14 protein-coding genes and 4 pseudogenes are annotated in these 17,763 nt (G+C 37.9%); 5 read left to right on the top strand and 13 right to left on the bottom strand.

The window, feature by feature from the left end; all coding sequences use genetic code 11:
* Positions 1-155: 155 nt before the first annotated feature.
* On the top strand, positions 156-1,346 hold the full coding sequence (locus ARSQ2_RS07060) for an amino acid aminotransferase (protein WP_181994854.1): 1,191 nt from the start codon (positions 156-158) through the stop codon (positions 1,344-1,346).
* A 100-nt stretch (positions 1,347-1,446) separates the two neighbouring features.
* On the opposite strand, the gene ARSQ2_RS07065 is transcribed toward ARSQ2_RS07060, so the two are convergent.
* A complete protein-coding gene (locus tag ARSQ2_RS07065) occupies positions 1,447-2,079 on the bottom strand; it encodes an MBL fold metallo-hydrolase (RefSeq protein WP_181994855.1) in 633 nt (210 codons plus the stop codon).
* A gap of 51 nt (positions 2,080-2,130) precedes the next feature.
* Complete coding sequence (mepK, locus tag ARSQ2_RS07070; RefSeq protein ID WP_181994863.1) at positions 2,131-2,679, bottom strand: peptidoglycan L,D-endopeptidase MepK; 549 nt, start codon at positions 2,677-2,679, stop codon at positions 2,131-2,133.
* Between the two features lie 286 nt (positions 2,680-2,965).
* Here mepK and ARSQ2_RS07075 point away from each other — a divergent pair, with 286 nt between their 5' ends.
* Together ARSQ2_RS07075 and ARSQ2_RS07080 are read left to right on the top strand one after the other, a co-directional pair.
* A complete protein-coding gene (locus ARSQ2_RS07075; RefSeq protein ID WP_202880368.1) occupies positions 2,966-3,328 on the top strand; it encodes an IS630 transposase-related protein in 363 nt (120 codons plus the stop codon).
* A 25-nt stretch (positions 3,329-3,353) separates the two neighbouring features.
* Positions 3,354-3,671 carry a transposase gene (locus tag ARSQ2_RS07080; RefSeq protein WP_238334377.1) on the top strand — a complete coding sequence of 106 codons (318 nt, stop codon included), beginning with the start codon at positions 3,354-3,356 and terminating at the stop codon, positions 3,669-3,671.
* A gap of 15 nt (positions 3,672-3,686) precedes the next feature.
* Here the strand turns inward: ARSQ2_RS07080 and ARSQ2_RS07085 are convergent, their stop codons facing one another.
* The gene (locus ARSQ2_RS07085; protein ID WP_255487646.1) at positions 3,687-4,070 is read right to left on the bottom strand and encodes a L,D-transpeptidase scaffold domain-containing protein; all 384 of its coding nucleotides are present in this window, start codon (positions 4,068-4,070) and stop codon (positions 3,687-3,689) included.
* Positions 4,071-4,528: 458 nt separating this feature from the next.
* Here ARSQ2_RS07085 and ARSQ2_RS13720 point away from each other — a divergent pair, with 458 nt between their 5' ends.
* The gene (locus ARSQ2_RS13720) at positions 4,529-4,654 is read left to right on the top strand and encodes a hypothetical protein (protein ID WP_255487645.1); all 126 of its coding nucleotides are present in this window, start codon (positions 4,529-4,531) and stop codon (positions 4,652-4,654) included.
* Positions 4,655-4,743: 89 nt separating this feature from the next.
* Here the strand turns inward: ARSQ2_RS13720 and mukB are convergent.
* The 4 genes and pseudogenes from mukB to ARSQ2_RS07105 all read right to left on the bottom strand — a co-directional run bounded on the left by mukB (position 4,744) and on the right by ARSQ2_RS07105 (position 12,008).
* Positions 4,744-9,207 (bottom strand): annotated as a pseudogene (gene mukB / locus ARSQ2_RS14820) (chromosome partition protein MukB).
* 2 nt (positions 9,208-9,209) lie between these two features.
* Entirely contained in the window at positions 9,210-9,917 is a 708-nt protein-coding gene (gene mukE, locus ARSQ2_RS07095; protein WP_181994857.1) for a chromosome partition protein MukE, read from the bottom strand.
* A pseudogene (gene mukF, locus ARSQ2_RS07100) lies at positions 9,898-11,220 on the bottom strand (chromosome partition protein MukF). Before mukF ends, mukE begins: the two are co-directional and overlap by 20 nt.
* A gap of 11 nt (positions 11,221-11,231) precedes the next feature.
* Positions 11,232-12,008, bottom strand: a pseudogene (locus tag ARSQ2_RS07105) (methyltransferase domain-containing protein).
* A 208-nt stretch (positions 12,009-12,216) separates the two neighbouring features.
* Between ARSQ2_RS07105 and elyC the strand changes: the two are divergent.
* A pseudogene (gene elyC, locus ARSQ2_RS07110) lies at positions 12,217-13,014 on the top strand (envelope biogenesis factor ElyC).
* Between the two features lie 34 nt (positions 13,015-13,048).
* Here the strand turns inward: elyC and kdsB are convergent.
* From kdsB to ARSQ2_RS07140, 6 genes are all read right to left on the bottom strand, one after another.
* Complete coding sequence (gene kdsB, locus ARSQ2_RS07115; protein WP_181994858.1) at positions 13,049-13,798, bottom strand: 3-deoxy-manno-octulosonate cytidylyltransferase; 750 nt, start codon at positions 13,796-13,798, stop codon at positions 13,049-13,051.
* A gap of 1 nt (position 13,799) precedes the next feature.
* Positions 13,800-13,979: a Trm112 family protein gene (locus ARSQ2_RS07120; protein ID WP_181994859.1), complete on the bottom strand. Its 180-nt coding sequence runs from the start codon at positions 13,977-13,979 to the stop codon at positions 13,800-13,802.
* 127 nt (positions 13,980-14,106) lie between these two features.
* On the bottom strand, positions 14,107-14,328 hold the full coding sequence (locus ARSQ2_RS07125) for a cold-shock protein (protein WP_181994860.1): 222 nt from the start codon (positions 14,326-14,328) through the stop codon (positions 14,107-14,109).
* Positions 14,329-14,721: 393 nt separating this feature from the next.
* The gene (gene lpxK, locus ARSQ2_RS07130; protein WP_181994861.1) at positions 14,722-15,714 is read right to left on the bottom strand and encodes a tetraacyldisaccharide 4'-kinase; all 993 of its coding nucleotides are present in this window, start codon (positions 15,712-15,714) and stop codon (positions 14,722-14,724) included.
* Positions 15,714-17,459 carry a lipid A ABC transporter ATP-binding protein/permease MsbA gene (msbA, locus tag ARSQ2_RS07135; RefSeq protein ID WP_181994865.1) on the bottom strand — a complete coding sequence of 582 codons (1,746 nt, stop codon included), beginning with the start codon at positions 17,457-17,459 and terminating at the stop codon, positions 15,714-15,716. The genes lpxK and msbA overlap by 1 nt, the downstream gene beginning before the upstream one ends.
* 55 nt (positions 17,460-17,514) lie before the next feature.
* Positions 17,515-17,667: a hypothetical protein gene (locus ARSQ2_RS07140; RefSeq protein WP_181994862.1), complete on the bottom strand. Its 153-nt coding sequence runs from the start codon at positions 17,665-17,667 to the stop codon at positions 17,515-17,517.
* Positions 17,668-17,763 lie beyond the last annotated feature (96 nt).

Raw genomic sequence — 17,763 nt, forward strand, 5'->3', positions numbered from 1 at the left:
GTGTAATCAAAATTAAGTCGCTTAGCTATATCAACCGAATCTAATATCACAAGTTTGGCTCATTTTTACCTCAGAGTGTTGGCAAATCATTTTCATCGCGTTAACCTGAGATCCCTCGATTACCAAATCACAATTGAGTCATTGGAATTATAAATATGTTCGAAAATATTATTGCTGCTCCTGCGGATCCTATTTTAGGTTTAGCAGAGAGTTTTAATGCTGATCAGCGTAAACAAAAAATCAATTTAGGTATTGGTGTTTACAAGGATGAGTCAGGAAAAACCCGCATTCTTTCTTCCGTCAAAAAAGCAGAAAAATATCTTTTAGACAACGGAGTGACTAAAAATTATCTTGCTATCAGCGGGATAGCCGAATTTGCCACCGTTACTCAAACCTTACTGTTTGGCAACAACCATCCAATAATTTCCGAAAATCGAGCTCGCACTTCACAGGCGCCAGGCGGCACCTGTGCATTGCGTATTACTGCTGAATTTATTGCTAAACAGACCTCTGCTCAGCGCGTCTGGATCAGCCAACCAACCTGGCTAAATCACCAGAATATATTTAAAGCGGGTGGCCTGACATGTTGTCATTACAATTACTATGATGCTGAAAAGCATAATCTGGATTTTGCTGGCATGTTAAGTAGCTTAGAAGATGCAAAACCAGGTGATGTATTATTGCTACATGGTTGCTGTCATAACCCGACCGGTATCGACTCAACACCAGAACAATGGGAAATTTTGTCTACTCTAGCAGCTGAAAAAAATTTATTGCCGGTTTTTGATTTTGCCTATCAAGGTTTTGCTAAAGGCCTGGACGAAGATGCGCAAGGGTTACGTATTTTTACCAACAAAAATCCTGAAATCATTATTGCCAGTTCCTACTCGAAAAATTTTGGCTTATATAATGAACGAGTCGGTGCCTGTACAATTGTTGCCAATAATAGTGATCAAGCAGAGCGAGCGTTTAGTCAAATAAAATCGATTATCCGAGCAAACTATTCTAATCCCCCAGCCCACGGTGGAGCCATTGTTACCACGATTTTATCCGATGAATTACTAAAGAAAGAGTGGATCGAAGAGCTGACAACTATGCGGCAGCGCATCCAACGTATGCGAAAGCTATTTGTGAATACATTACAAGAAAAAGGCGTTAAGCAAGATTTTAGTTTTATTAGTAAACAAAACGGTATGTTCTCTTTTAGTGGTCTTAATGAAGAACAAGTAACTCAGCTACGTGAAAAACATGCTATCTATGCAATTAGTTCAGGTCGTATTAACGTCGCTGGCTTCACGTTAGAGAATATGGTTCCTTTATGCAAAGCTATCATTGACGTATTATAAATAAAAAACTGTTAATTCAGACAGTTACCGATTAGGCCAATACCCTAATCGGTTTTTATTATTAAAAGCCTAACGGCGAAATTGTGGTAACTGAATAAAACTAGCCTTGTAAGAAGGGATTAAATTGCCGTTCAGCCGCCAAATTAGACATTTGCCCATGACCGGGAATAAATTGATAATCATCACCAAGGGGCAAAATTTTTGTTTTAATTGATTGGATTAATGTTGCATGATCACCTTTAGGGAAATCAGTGCGGCCAACACCACCCTGGAAAAGTACATCTCCCATAGAAATTAGCTTATCTGCATGATTAACAAAGATAATATGTCCAGGCGTATGGCCTGGGCAATGTAGAACAGCCAGTTTAATGTCAGCAAAAATAATTTCATCACCCTCTTGAAAGTAGCGATCTGGGGTAAAGTCCGGACATTGCGCAACACGAAAAATTTGGCTTTGAATTGCCAATCCCTTGATCAAAAACTCATCTTCTTTTTGCGGACCATAAATTGGCACCGAGAAATGCGCTACTAATTCAGCACACCCACCAACATGATCAAAATGACCATGGGTTAATAAGATATACTGTAAATTTAATGAACGCTTTGTAATTTCTGCAATTAATTTTGCTACTTCACCACCCGGATCAACAATAACGGCATCCAAGCTCTTTTCATCCCAAATTAGCGTACAATTCTGCTTAAAATCGGTTACAGGAATAATATCAAATTTCATATGGTAGTAAGTCCATTATTTAAATAAAAATTTATTTAATAATCTAATAGCTTACCATTTTCTGACCGGTCCTGTATCAATATGAACAAAATTACTATTAGGATAATAACCTACTCCGCCTGCTCGCATTTTTAATGCTGCTTTGCGAATATGCTTAAGTTCGACCCCTTGGATATGAAAATCCATGGCTCGGCCATGGGTATGATAGCTGTTTTTAGCAACCCCACTACTTTTACGTCGAAGTGCATTATTGGTTTCGACTGAGCGATAGCCAGAAACTAGTTGAACAGGTTTATTGGTTCCCATTAGTACTTGCAACACATAAATCTGATCAAATAATTTCGGATCAATAATTTTAATTTTATTATTACGATGATCACGGAATAAGTGATTCAAGCGGGTCAATTCAGCGTTATTATAACGACGACCATCAAAAAACTCAGTCTTAAGAAACTCACCGGTATGAAGATTTTCAAAGCGAAGAATTTTGGGTCGCGGGGTTGTTAATGCCGCAAAGGCATGCCTAGGTAATAAGCTAAAACCCAATGTTATCGCGCCATAACCTAACCATTTTCGTCGATTTTGATCAATATTGTCTATAGCCACTTAACTCAAATAAAAATAAAAAAATAACCAAGATGTACAATAATTATACCGAATTTATTCCACTACTTTTGTATAATTATGTAAAAAATATAAATGTAACTTTATATAATATCACATTTAATACATATTAATTATAATTAAATATAACATTATTATAATCTATTTTTGCAATAACTATGTCAAACCGCTCAATATTTATACTTATTGCGCACAAAATAGCCCCATTATCAGTCAAAATTTTGTTATAGCTAAGCGACTTAATTTTGATGACATTATTTATATGAGCTATTCAATTGATTTTAGACGTAAAGTGATATTTACGATGGAAGAAGAAGGGTTGAGTATCCGAGAAACAGCGAAGCAATTTCGGATTGGCTCTGCATCTGTATCGCGTTGGATTAATCAAATAGAGCCAAAAGCATCGACTACGCGTCAGCGAAAAATCGATAAATCCGAGTTGATAAAAGATGTTGAACAATATCCAGATGCTTACCAAAAAGAGCGTGCAGAGCGTTTTGGCGTTTGTCAGAAGGCCATTTGGCAAGCTCTTAAAAAAATGGGATTGACCTATAAAAAAACTCTACGTCATCCGAAAGCCGACGAAAACACTCGACAAACGTTTCAACAAAAAACAACAGTATGAAAAAGAAGGCAAGCATATTGTTTTTATTGATGAAAGTGGTTTTTCACACGATACCCCGCGGACTCACGGCTATTCCCCGAAAGGTCAACGGTGTGTTGGTCTCAAGAACTGGGGAGCTAAAGGAAGAACAAATGTTATCGGCGCTTTATTGGGCACAACGCTGTTTGCTATCGGATTATTTGATATCAATATTAACAGCGATGTTTTCTATGCATGGCTCACCCAAGTCCTTATCCCAGTACTTCCTAAAAACAGTGTAATCATGATGGATATAGCTAAGCGTCTTAATTTTGATTACAAAATATATGTTTTTCTCGAGTATAAATTTACTGATATAGAGTAATTACTTGTAATCATTTTAAAGTCGCCCAGCTATAACCGCAGTTTGCAACTGAAAAACGGCACCAACCGTCGGCTCACGAATTTGATAAGGCGTTTTTTGATATAACCAATCTTTACCATTAAATTTTACATTACATATAAAATATAAATAACCCAACATAGCATCTGAAAAAATAATATCTCGTTCCATCTGATTGAGTTGTTTATTTTTTACTAATAGTGATAGGCATTTACCAAACTGAAGCTGAAAACCGGCCAACGCTAATTCTGCTAACTGCTGCTTAAATTTTAATACCGCTGTTTCATCATCCAACAATGGCTGCATATTATTTTCAGCATAGAGCTTAGCTAATCTGTCGGCATATACTAAATTAGTACCTGGTGATAAGAAGCCTTGCAGTTGCTGACGATTTTTTTATATCTCTTCAGCAGTTACATTTTTCTGCTCAGAAACCAAATTGGTTAAAGGAACTTGGATATTTGTGGGTTGTGTTTATTTTCGCGAGCTATGCACACGCTGGTGTTACTGTCAATATTACACAGCCTATTAATGAAGCACGCAAAGTGTTGACTCGTTTATTCGCCATAATACCACCTTTATAATTCATTTTTATTGTTTTAATACCCGAGTAAAAAATTTTTTTTAGAAGATTAAAATTAACTAATCTGTTGTGGTTTATTTGATAAAAATTTAAATAATTTTTTATTTAAAAATAATCATATTTATAAATTAATTTATAACCTGCACTGATAAAGTAAATTTTCATTTAAAATAAAATCCCATAAGTTTTAGATTTAATACTTATTAAAAATTAAATTACTAACCTACTACTTAAAATATAGCTAGGCGACTTTAAAATGATTACAAGTAATTACTCTATATCACTAAATTTATATTGGAGAAAAACATATATTTTTGTAATCAAAATTAAGACGCTTAGCTATATAATCTTCGATCACTTTATTTTCAATTGCAATACTTAATTTACTTTTAAAACATAGCTGTAATAAAAAAACCGCTATCAAGAAATAGCGGTTGTTAAAATATAAAAATAAATTTTTACTACTTGAAATTAATTGACAGCAGAAAATATTTTTAACGGTTTATCTTCTTGTCCAAAACCTTTCAAACCAACGACATGAACATGCTCCTGTTGGCCAAATACCTTACGTACCAGCTTATAAGTGGTCCCTTTTTCCGGACTGATATTTTCAGGCACAGCAATAATTAATTGCATTTTCAATCGTTCACAAAGTTCAAATAATGTTGCAATCGATTTAGCATCCAATCGAGCTGCTTCATCCAGGAATAAGAACCTACAAGGTAAAATATCTTTACCTCGTAATCGTTGTGACTCTTCCTCCCAACTCTGTACCACCATCACCAAAATTGACATGCCTGTACCAATTGCTTCTCCCGTCGACAGCGCGGCACTTTCAGCTTTGAGCCACCCATCCGAACCACGATTAACTTGAACATCCAGTTCTAGATAATTACGATAATCAAGTAATTCTTCACCAATTGTTTGGGGCAGGGGTTGGCCAATATCTAGCTGAAGGTTTAAACGTTGATAAAGCTTTGCCATCGCTTCAGAGAATGTCAGACTTTTATTTTTAAACAGATCCTGATGATGTTCGTGCTTTTCTGATAACACATCAAGTAGTGATTCATGACTTTGTCGAATATTAACATTAAGCCGAACCCCTTTTACCTGTCCAAAAGCAACGGAGTGTAGCCCTTGGTTAAGCAGGCGGATGCGATTTTGCTCACGATGGATCGTTTTACGGATAATATTTGCCACACTCTTTGCACTAATGCCCAATTTTTGTTCACGGGCTGTCAGTTCTTCTGTCAAACGCGCTAATTCAATTTCCATTTTTTCAATGGCATCAACCGGATCATCAGTACAAATAATGTCTTGTCGAATACGTTCACGTAAATGTTGATAAACCGCAATAAAGAACGCTACTTTGCGCTCTGGTCGTTTAAGATCTTCAGAGGCACGTGTAATACATCGCGTAAATGTTCATTATCCACTACCGCTTGTCTAAGTGCACCTAGCGCTTTATCTGACATCGAACGTAAACTATCGCCATCCATATAAGCTAATTCTCGCCGATGTAAACGACGCTCGACACCGTTTTCTCTGACCATATGCATTACAGAACACCAACCAGATTTACCGGAGACCACCTGCTCGCGAAGTTGGTAATAATCCCGCTCTAATTTACGTAATTTTTTCTGCCAATTGTCCATTTCAGCTTCACAAAATGCGATCTGTTTTTCCAATTGGTTAATGCGCGAGCGATTAGCATTTACAGCTTCATAAAGTTGTTCTCGGCGTTCGCGTGCCCGTTTTTCAGCATTACTATCTGCTTGAACGCCAATTGCTTTTATTTCAGCTTCTAATTCTCTTAGCACATCCTGCTTAGTTTGATAAGAGCTACGCAGTGAAGCTAATAGTTGATTAAATTGCGCCGTTTTAGTTTGTTCTTGCCTTAACTCTTCACGTGCCTGACTACGCTCTTTTTCAGCCTCTTCCAGACGCTTGCGGAGTTTATTATTTAAATCGGTATTTTCTGACAGCATCTCCGTCGAGTCGTGATAACTAAAATGAGCGCGACGTTGAGTAACTTCAATTAAAGTAAAAGATTGCTGTTTAGATTGTTGCTGCAACTGTTTAACCTGTTCATATTCATGACGTAATTGCTCATGCTGCTCAGGATCACTTTGTAGGACGTTGGCTATTGGCTCTAATTGTGTTAACGATTTTGCATGCTTATGCAAAAAGTGCCCCGCTTCTTCTCCCTCTGCCAATGCTTTTCGGATTTCTTCAATCCGAGAGACTAGCGTTTCATCCATTAGCAAATTAACTTTGGGCAACAATCGGTTTAAACTCGACAAACGTTCTTTAGTCGCAGTATGTTTCTGTTTTTGTTGTTGTGTTTGTGCTTCAAATTGAGCTAATTGGCGCTCAAGCTCATTTTTACGTTGATTTAAAGAACGAATTTCAGCCTCTGGATCGGCGTCAAAAACCACGGCCAGATGTTTACCAATAAAACCACTAAATGCATGATGAGCACGTTGTAATTTTTGCATATCAAATGAGAGAGTCGCATAACGCTCAGCTAGGGTATCTCTCTCTTGGCTCAACATCTCCAGCTGATTTTCACGCGCTGGCCGACCAAATAGAGGGACTTCAGGGTAACGAGAAAACGCCATTGACGCTCTGACGAGCGCACTAATACTGCCTGGTCAAATTCTTCTGCATTAAACACGCTATCATCAAAAGACTGCGGATCGCCTTCAATAAAATTGACATCATCAGGACATTCGGCTATCAATTCACCAAGCTGTGAGTGAATTTTTGCTAGCTCAGGAATAACAATACCATGTCTTGCTGGACCATAGAGCGCTGAAAAATAAGGCGCATCATCAATAGTAACGTCATCATAAATTTCAGATAACAAAATACCAACAAGCCGTTCAGCTAGGCCAAGTAAGCGGTTATCGTCAGCCGCCGCTCGGTTGACTAAGATGAGCTATTTGTTGCTCCAATTCACACTTTTGACTGGCGACTTCATCTCGTTCAACGGTGATTTCACGTTCTTGTTCCAACAATTGCTGTAGATGCTCGGTAATTTCATGACTATGGCTAAAACTATCATTAGCCTGCACAGTTAATTGATTAAGGGCATCCTGTGCTGCCAGCCAAGTAGGTGCTTTTTTGGTTAGGGTTTGAATTTTTTGTTTGATCTGCTCAAGCTCTTGACGCATTAACATGCGATGCTCACTACTTTCACTAACAGAAATACTCAGTTCCTCTTCCTGAGCTTCTAATTCTTCCAGTAGTGTCGTTAACTCATCTGGCTTATATTGCTGTTCAGAATATTGACAAAACTCGGCTAAAATGCGTTGGGCATCTTGCTGACTATTAAGTTTTTGCTTCAGCTCAGCTAATTGCATCTGTAGCGGCTTAATGCGTTAGGCAAGATGTTGTTGTGAAGCCCAGTCGCCCAATAATTCACGTGCTTTTTGATAAGCCTTATCCCGTTTTACCTCACCGCCGATATTGTTAACTAAGCTATAAGCTTGGTCAAATTGCTTAGTCGCCGCATCAATAACACTGATTTTCTGCTTCAGAGCAAGTAATTTTTCGGTATTCTGTTGCTCTTTTTGCTCAAAACTAATTAAAAATTGTTCAACATTATCTGGCGTTAGTTTAGGTAATTAGCAAATTTTCTTTGCCCTTTCCAACGCTTGCTGGGCTTTTTGATATTGAATTGCACGCGTTTGCTGAACATCTAACGCTTGCTGATAATCAGCCAGTTGACTTTTTATCTCATCAACTTCTAATTTAGCCGCCTTAACTTTGGCTTGAAGCTCACTTTGTTGCTCTAATGCTTGCTCAACAACTTCACTCTGCTCTTTTAGACGATAAGTTATCTCTTCAATGTCGCGGTCTGATAGCGATCAATTTTTTCCTGCTGACGTACCGCAGCTTGCACTAACCCCAGATGATCACTTACTGCCTGAAAATCAGCTTCTAAATCTAATGAAGAACCATTTTGTTCATCCAGTTCACGTACCATTTCAACATGACGGGTCTGGGCAGCTATCAGTTGTTTACGGCCGTCAAATAATTTCGCTCGAACAGCAAGTGCACTATCTAGATCTATCTAGATGAACGCGGCGTTCATTAGCATGCCGCATATAATCAGCTGAAACGTAATCCGTTGCTTTATTGATTAAACGTCTAAATAAATCACGATCAGATTGAGTGACGCGGATCGCTTCAAGAGTTAAACTATTTTCACGCAAAGCCGCTTCCATATCCTGAAAGGCTTTGCGAACACCACTATTTTCCGGCAACAGATAATCACGTAATGAACGCGTAATAGCGCTGGAAATTCCACCGTATAAAGAAGCCTTCAATTAAGCGATAAAATTTTCTCCTGTCACTCGATGATCTGAATCGTTTTGGAATAATACCCAGTTCAAATAGCTGGGCGTGGTAATCAGTGATTGAATTAAATTCTTTAAACTGTACACCTTCAATCGCATCCATTTGATCTTTTAAATCATTTAAACTAATTACCCGCGCCTGACGTTCTTCTACTTGTTCAGTCAAAATATGGGTTGGTAAAATTGCCGTTGGTAACCTTTCGATTATGAAAGGTTTTATATCAACTTTTTTATCACGTCCCGCAATTTGTTGTAAGCGAACCCCCACTAAAATACGCTGATGACGAGAATTAATGACGTCCAAAATCGAATAACAAACCCCTGGGCGTAATTTTCCATGCAGCCCTTTATCGCGCGATGCCCAGGTTGCACCCGCTTCGGTGGTATTACGAAAATGCAACAAGGTTAAATCAGGGATCATAGCAGTAATAAATGCTGCCATGGTGGTCGATTTGCCGGCACCATTGCCACCAGATAACGTCGTTCTAACTCATCCAAATCAAAGAGGTTCTGGCAAAAAACCGTTCCAGTTGATGAGCGTGAGTGAGCGAAACTTGCCTCGTTCTAACATAGCTATTCATCCTCCGCTTCATCTTTGTCATTATCATTATTTTCGTTATCTGTTAACGATAAGTTATCTTTTAACGACATAGCTTCACCATCACGGATCATCCGTAATTGGGCTTGCTGTGGATCATCACTACTACGCACATCAGCACCAAAACGAAAGACAGATTCAGTGATCATAAAACGGTGACTGTCATTTTGTAAAAAATGAACCATGCCTAATCGGCGTAGGCGATTAAGCGAAGTGCGAAGCTTTTCTTGTAATTTTTGTTTATCCAAATCCGTCCCTGTTGAGCGCTGATTGACAAACTTCAGTAGTTTACTTTCATCCGCTAGTGACAATAGTTCTTCAAACAGTTTCTGCGCAGTAAAAATACCCTGATTCGAAAGTCTTTCCGGGCTTAAATAAAGATAACAAAGAATTTTGCCAACCATCATATCTAATTCAGATAAAACTGAGAAAGGAATTAATGTGGTCGACCGTGGACGTAAATAGAAAAAACCTTCTGTCGCACGGATCAGCTCAACATTATAGCGAGCATAAAAAGCGGTTAATTCCTGTTCAAAATCCATCAAAAAGGCATGATTATCCAGATCATCAATGCCAATATGACGCCCGGCTCGAAGCTGGCTATCCAATTCAGGGAAAAGGGAGCTGACTAAAGCTTGTGCCAATTTTACTGGCATAAATTGTTCAATATTTGTCGATGACATGTGCCTGTACCTTGGCTCTGTAATCATTAATCGCTAACCATTCAGGATGGATACCTGAGAAATCCGCTTCTGCTATACCTAACTTAACTGCCTGATCGACAATAATATGCGCAACATCAAAATGCCGTTTCTGTGGATATTTAGTCAAGTAATCACGTAATATTAAACCAATATCCAATGGATGCTGATCTTTCTTATAACCAGCCAATGCCTGCTCCATTATCTCAATCAGTTGTTCATTAATCTCATTAAATTCTTCATATTCCAGTTCAGCTGGCAATTCACCCGTCACTTCTTCATTACTCAATACCAGATCTTCATCACGCACATCAAACAATCGTTCGGCATTGGCTACCGTTAATGCCCAAGGATCAGTAAAATAATTTTGCACCGAGAGGCGCAGGCGTTACGAAAATATTCTATTTTTATCCATATCAATGGCAGTACGAATAAATTTGTGCACATGGCGATCATAGCCAATCCAGAGATCGATAGATTGTTGCCCCCAGCTAATAATTCGATCAAGCTTACTTTGTAGATAAAATACTAGCTTATCAACCAATTCTGAACCACCTCCATTCATATTGGCCTCTTCGATACGTAACAAATTAGTCTGTAATTTATCACCAACCGCTTCTAGCGTATCTTGTAATTCACGTAATGTGCCGGAACTTTCCGTTAAAAGTTGTTCACAATTGGCAATCGCTGCCTGCCAATCCTGACTGAGTAAAGCAGAGATGTCTTCCTTTACACTATTTTGCTGTTCATCCATCACACTCTGTGACATATCAATACTGGCAAAAATTTCTGCCACCAAATATTTTAATGGTGCAAAGACATGGCGATGCCAATGAAATTCATCTCCTCCTTCTTCTGCGGCATCCGCTCCTCGACTTAATTCACCAGCTACTATCCAAAGTTGCATAGATAAACGTAGAGAAGAAAATTCCCGCTGGCGAATATAATAATCACTGATGCCTATACCAAGTGGCGTTAAACGGTAAATTGCATTAGCTTCAATGATTTCACTTGAAAAACGATTAAATAATTTCTGCCTTACCATATCATTAATGGCATTATTAGCTCTGGTAGTAACCGTTTCTGCTGTCTGCTCGAATCCTTTACTGACTTCACGAAAAGCATCAATTAATTCACCTTCACTCATTTCGCCATCAAGCCGCTCACTATTAAGAACAGCAACAGCCAATAAAAACGCCAGACGCTCAGCAGGTAATGAGATTGAAAAATCATTTTTCCGCGACCAGGATACCAATTCCGGAACAGTCTGGGAAAATTCACCCATAATTCATCCTTTCACATAGACTTGCATGCCATAACATGAATATAGCGCCCCAGATCAATATAGGGTTGTTGTCGACAATAACGCTGCTCTAAAGCAAGCAACGCCGGAAAATCTTTATTTTGTAACTGACGCGGCTTTGTAGATAATCATAAAAAACCCGTACACCTGTTTTACCAACTATTCTAAAATCAAATTCTGCCAGCTATTGATATACTGTTTCTGGTAATAACGGATTTAGAGGGGTAAGTGAACCTTTGCGGCGTCGCTGAATATTAGGTGTCGCTAAATGGAAGTTATCTAATACAGCATTTCTCATCACCAACCCATTCGCATTATAAAACATGATAGAAAATGCGCCACCTGGGTTAATTATATCTGCTAGGGTTTTTATTGCAGATTTTTGTTCACTGATCCATTCAATAACTGCATAAAACAATACTAAATCAACTGCTCTCATTTCTGTTAAATATTGCGTAATATTTTGAAGTGAAAAGTGAATGAATTGCATGCTATGGCTTACTTTTTTCTTTAGCCAATAATTTAGCGCGTTCAAGCATTGTTGCCGAAATGTCACAAACAATAACTTGCTGCCCCATCGCAGCTAGCTTGCTTCCCAAAAAACCTTCTCCTCCACCCGCCTCTAATATCTTTAGCGGCTTATTAGGTAATAAATCAAGCAAACAGTTAAGATCCTGCCAAATAACAGCTTCGCGTATTTTTCCCTTGGTAGTACCATAAATATTTTGTGTAAACTTATTTGCAATATCATCAAAATTGCGATCTACCATGAAAAAATACCCCGATAAGCACTATTATAAAACTGAATCGCCATTGACGATAAAAATATCTATTCAACCTAGATATTGTTAATAAAAAAACAATAATATTTTCATTGAAAATGATTTCTATATTAACAATTTATTAACTATTATCTATATGATTAAATTATACTATACTCGATAAATTGATTAACTAGGATTGAAACATGCTGTTTACATTAAAAAATACATTACTGCGCTTTTAATGCCATTACCTCTCCTTATTTTAATTAGTTTTATCGGATTATTACTACTTTTGTTCACTAATTGGCAAAAAAGTGGCAAATATTTAGTCTCTTTTAGTTGGTTAACTATTTTGTTACTAAGTCTACAACCTGTCGCTGATAAATTACTACTATCGTCAGAAGGTGTGTTTAACAAACGCTATGAACTTTTGCACCCTAAAGAAGAAAACATCCAATATATCGTTGTACTTGGAGGGGGATTTACTTACAACCCTGATTGGCCGCGAAGCGCTAACCTTATTAATAATAGCCTGGCTAGAGTGACGGAAGGAATTCGCCTTTATTCTCAATATCCAAGGGCTAAATTAATTTTTACTGGCGGGCGCGATAACAATTTAATCAGTAATGCTGAAGTGGCAGCAAAAGTCGCACTGTCGTTAGGGGTACCAGAAACAGCCATAATTAACCTTAAGCACCCCCAGAGATACCCAAGAAGAAGCTTTCGAAGTAGAAAAAATCGTTGGCCAGCAACCTTTTCTATTGGTGACTTCAGCTAACCATATGGCACGCGCTGAACGTTTTTTATAGCTAGAAATATGCATCCCATTACAGCACCCGCCAATCAACTTGCCATTACCTCACCATTACAACCCTGGGAAAAATTTTTCCTATCGATTTACTTTTTTTCCCACTCAGAACCCGCTTGGTATGAATTTATTGGCTCAATATGGCAGTCAATAAAAATTGACAATACCCAACCTCTAATGCTGAGTTCCAGTGTAGTGGAATAGTTAGCTTTTTATAATTGGTGACATCAGAATAATTTTAACTAGGGAAAAATGCTTTCCGAACAGCATCGAGATCCTGCTGATTATCAACCCCAGGCCATGGTGTTTTAAGTGCCAGGGCTACATGAATTTTTTCGCCGTACCACAGTACACGTAGCTGCTCAAGCATTTCTATCGTCTCTAACGGACTTATCGACCATTGGATATAACGACGAATAAAACCGGCCCGATAAGCATAAATACCGATATGACGCAAAAAATGCTGGCCAATTTCCATTTTGCTAACTGCAAAGCGATCACGCTCCCAGGGAATAGCCGCTCTGGAAAAATATAAGGCATTGCTCTGTTTATCCGTCACAACTTTTACAATAGCCGGATCAAATACTTCCTGTGGATCGTTTATCGGTGCCGCTAATGTTGCCATGCCGACGTTATTTAGCATCAGATTACTAGCTAATTGATTAATTATTTCTGGTGGGATTAAAGGTTCGTCACCTTGTACATTGATAATAATTTCATCGTCAGAGAATTTATATTTTTCAATAACTTCCGCTAATCTTTCAGTGCCTGATTGGTGGTGAACGTCGGTCATGCAAACCTCTCCATTGGCCGCTTGCACCACATCAAATACGGCCTGATGATCAGTCGCCACAATAACTCGCGTCGCATCTGACATTAGGGCTCTTTCCATTACTCTAATAATCATAGGTTTGGCATGAATATCAGCTAACGGCTTGCCCGGTAAACGATTAGAAGCAAAACGCGCCGGAATAATAACTGTAAACATGTTACTTTTCTTTATCTAAAGGCAACTCACGAGCTTCTTCTTTTAATAATACCGGTATGTTATTACGCACAGGATAAGCAAGATGATCAAATTTACAGATAAGCTCTAAATTTTGTTTATCATAGACTAGTTTGCCATGACAAATAGGACAAGCAATGATATCAAGTAGACGGTGATCCATGTATTCCTCATCAAAAACGTAATTTACGATGAAACAAGAATAGCATAAGCATGCATCAGCGTTAACTTTAATATCTGCTCTAATGTGTATTTGTTAGTAATCTGAGAAATTGGCAGCTAACATTAGGTTAAAATTCATAAGCGATAACATTAGCGGCAGCAATGCCATAAGCGTTACGCGTAACAAAAAATTCAACACACTGGCCTTCTTTAAGCCATTTATTTTTAGTGTTCGCAATAGCTCGACGATTAACATAGATATCTTGACCCCCATTGACTGGGGAGATAAATCCATAGCCTTCTTTTACATCAAACAATTTTACGCGACACATTTGTAATTGTAATGTCATAATAACACTCCTTTTGTTCACTAGGTGAAAAAATTTCATTTTCTCCTAGTGCTCCCTACTCTTTCATTAAGGTTTCGATAGAAACCCCATTTTTTCTTTTACCAAATACCTTTAATGTCAGAGTAGTATTATTATATTAAAAAAACACCAACTCAGTAATTTCTGTCGCTATTTAGGATCTGTTTAAACATCAAACAACATAACACATGCCAAATTATTCATTACTAGAGTTTATCAAACAGATTTGATACTAAATAAAATTAAAGGATTTTTTATTAATGAAATAATAGCTGGCGTGGTATAATTGAAATGAAGTCACTACAATGAAGTCACTACTATTCCTAATATTTCTAACTAGATTCCACTTATAGATAACATGATAATGTTATTATTTCAATCATTTTTACCAGACTTGACCAATTCACTAATGGCGGAAAGGGTTTTTTCTGCACCAAGCTGTGCAAGTTGGGCATTTACTGGCAGATACCACCAATTTAATTGAGCAAAATGAAAACATTTCACTGCGTCCTTTTCAGTCATTAATAATGTTTGATGTTCAGTTAATAAGGTTGTTAGTTTAGAAAACTCATAACACTGGTGATCAGCGAAAGCGTGTGTTGCAATTAATGGCACTCCTTTTTGTTCAAGACTTGAAAAAAAACGTGCTGGGTGCCCAATTCCTGCAATGGCAACAACTTGCTCCAATTCACAGACTGAGCGTTTTTCACCGGTCAACATATTGATAGCAATATCGCCTGTTAAGTGCATGGCAATCTCTCCATACTTAGCGATACCACCATTAGTAATAACAGCATTAACGGTATTCAAACGATATTGACATTGTCGTAATGGACCAGCAGGCAGTAACCAACCATTGCCAAAACGACGGATACCCTCGATAACAACGATCTCAAAATCCCTTTGTAGGGCGTAATGCTGAAGACCATCATCAGCAATAATAACATCCAGTTTTTGTTGCTTTAGTAGCATCTTAACTGCGTCTACTCGTTTAGGGGCAACTGCCACTGGCACACCAGTTCGCCGATAAATTAACGCAGGCTCATCGCCGGTTTCTTTTATTGATATACTTTCATTAACTAATAGCGGATAAGAAGTTGCTTTACCGCCATATCCACGGGATACAACACCAACACGATAACCCCATGATAAAAGCTGCTCAACTAACCAAATAACAACCGGCGTTTTACCATTACCGCCGACAGTCAAATTACCCACAACGATAATAGGTATCGGCGCTTTCCAACTAGAGAAAATTGCCAAATGATAGCCAAGGCGCCTTAATCCAATAATCATGCCATATAATATCGACAACGGTAGTAGCAAAAGATATAACCACGAACCACCTAACCATATTTTATCAATCATTATTTAAATTGTATGCTATAAAGTTGAGCATATGCCCCATCGCACTTAAGTAGAGTTTGATGGGTACCTCGTTCAATAATTTTACCATCCTGAATAACTAAAATTTCATCTGCATTTTCTATTGTCGAAAGACGATGGGCAATAATAATCGAAGTCCGATTTTTCTGTAATTCGTCCAATGCTGCCTGAATCGCTCTCTCTGACTCAGTATCAAGTGCAGATGTAGCTTCATCAAGAATTAATATAGATGAGTTATGTAATAAAGCACGCGCAATCGCAATTCGTTGTCGCTGCCCACCAGAAAGCATTACACCATTTTCACCAATAACGGTATGTAGTCCATTATTCAGTTTTTGAATAAAGTCCATTGCATAAGCCATCTTAGCGGCTTTTTCGATCGCTTTTCGACTGAAACGACCATCGGTTGCGTAAGCAATATTATTGGCAATAGTATCGTTAAAAAGATAGACATGTTGAGAAACGAGTGCGACTTGGCTACGTAGAGAGCTTAAAGTGTATTCACGTAAATCATGATCATCAAGCAGTATTTTCCCTTCATTAACCTCATAAAAGCGGGTAATTAGATTCGCAATAGTTGATTTTCCTGAACCTGATCGTCCGACTAAGGCAATGGATTTTCCTGCCGGTATTTTAAAACAGACATCATGTAATGCAGGATGCTCTTTTGTTGCATATTTAAAGGTAACATGTTTAAACTCTATTTCACCTTTCGCTTTTTTTAAGGTTAATTTACCCTCGTCTTTTTCCTGCTCCATCTCTAAAATGGTAAACAATGTCTGGAATGCGGCCATACCTCTTTGAAATTGTGTATTAACATTTGTTAATGACTTTAATGGGCGGATTAATGCAAACATGGATGAAAAAACCACACCGATAGTCCCTGCTGTCAATGTTTGCATAACTTCAGGAAAACTCGCGATATAAAGCGTGAATGCTAATGCTATAGAGGCTATCAGTTGGATAATAGGATCAGAGATAGAAGATGCCGTCACCATTTTCATCGTTTGCCGACGCATATGATTACTCACTTTGCTAAAACGCTCAGTTTCAACTTTTTGCCCACCAAAAATCAAAACTTCCTTATGGCCTTTTAACATCTGTTCCGCACTAGCAGTTACTTGTCCCATGCCAGTTTGCATACTTTTACTAATATTCCTAAAGTGTTTAGAAACCGAGCGAATGGTTAACGCAACAATAGGAGCAATAACAATTAATATTAGTGAAAGATGCCAACTGTAATAAAACATCAGCCCAAACAGACCGATAATGTAAGCGCTTTCTCTAACAATAGTGATTAACGCGCTAGAGGAAGATGAAGCGACTTGCTCAGAATCATACGTTATGCGAGAAAGTAAAGTTCCTGTCGACTGCTGATCAAAAAAAGAAACCGGCATCCCCATCATATGGCCAAACAAACGCCTACGCATATTCATTACAACTTTACCAGAAACCCAGGCAATACAATAATTGGAAATAAAACTCGATATTCCTCTTATCAGCATTAGCCCCAATATAGCAATGGGTAACCATTTTAGTGTGCTGTTATCAGCTTTACCGAAACCTTCATCAAGCAAAGGTTTTAATAAGGAGATCATGAATGCATCGCCGGCAGCGTTAATAATTAACGCAACAGCAGCTACACTTAATCCCAGTTTAAATGGCAAAATCATAGGCCATAGTCGGCGAAATGTTTTCCATGTAGAAAGATCTTTATCATTCATTATCATTGTCTTATTAAATACCCATAAAAATAAACCGTTTATTTTACTTGAGAAATCTCTAAATACCAAACTGCTGATGATACCAGCGAGGATAAACTTCCTGTCTATAACGCATTATTTCAATTTTATAGCTAAGCGACTTAATTTTGATTACACCATATTGAGTGCGAACAAAATATCTGTGTCGCATCCGAGCGCTCTTCTTTTGCATTTATAGCTGGGCGACTTTAAAATGATTACAAGTAATTACTCTATATCAGTAAATTTATATTGGAGAAAAACATATATTTTGTAATCAAAATTAAGA

This window comes from Arsenophonus endosymbiont of Bemisia tabaci Q2 (assembly GCF_902713415.1).
Lineage (GTDB): Bacteria > Pseudomonadota > Gammaproteobacteria > Enterobacterales > Enterobacteriaceae > Arsenophonus.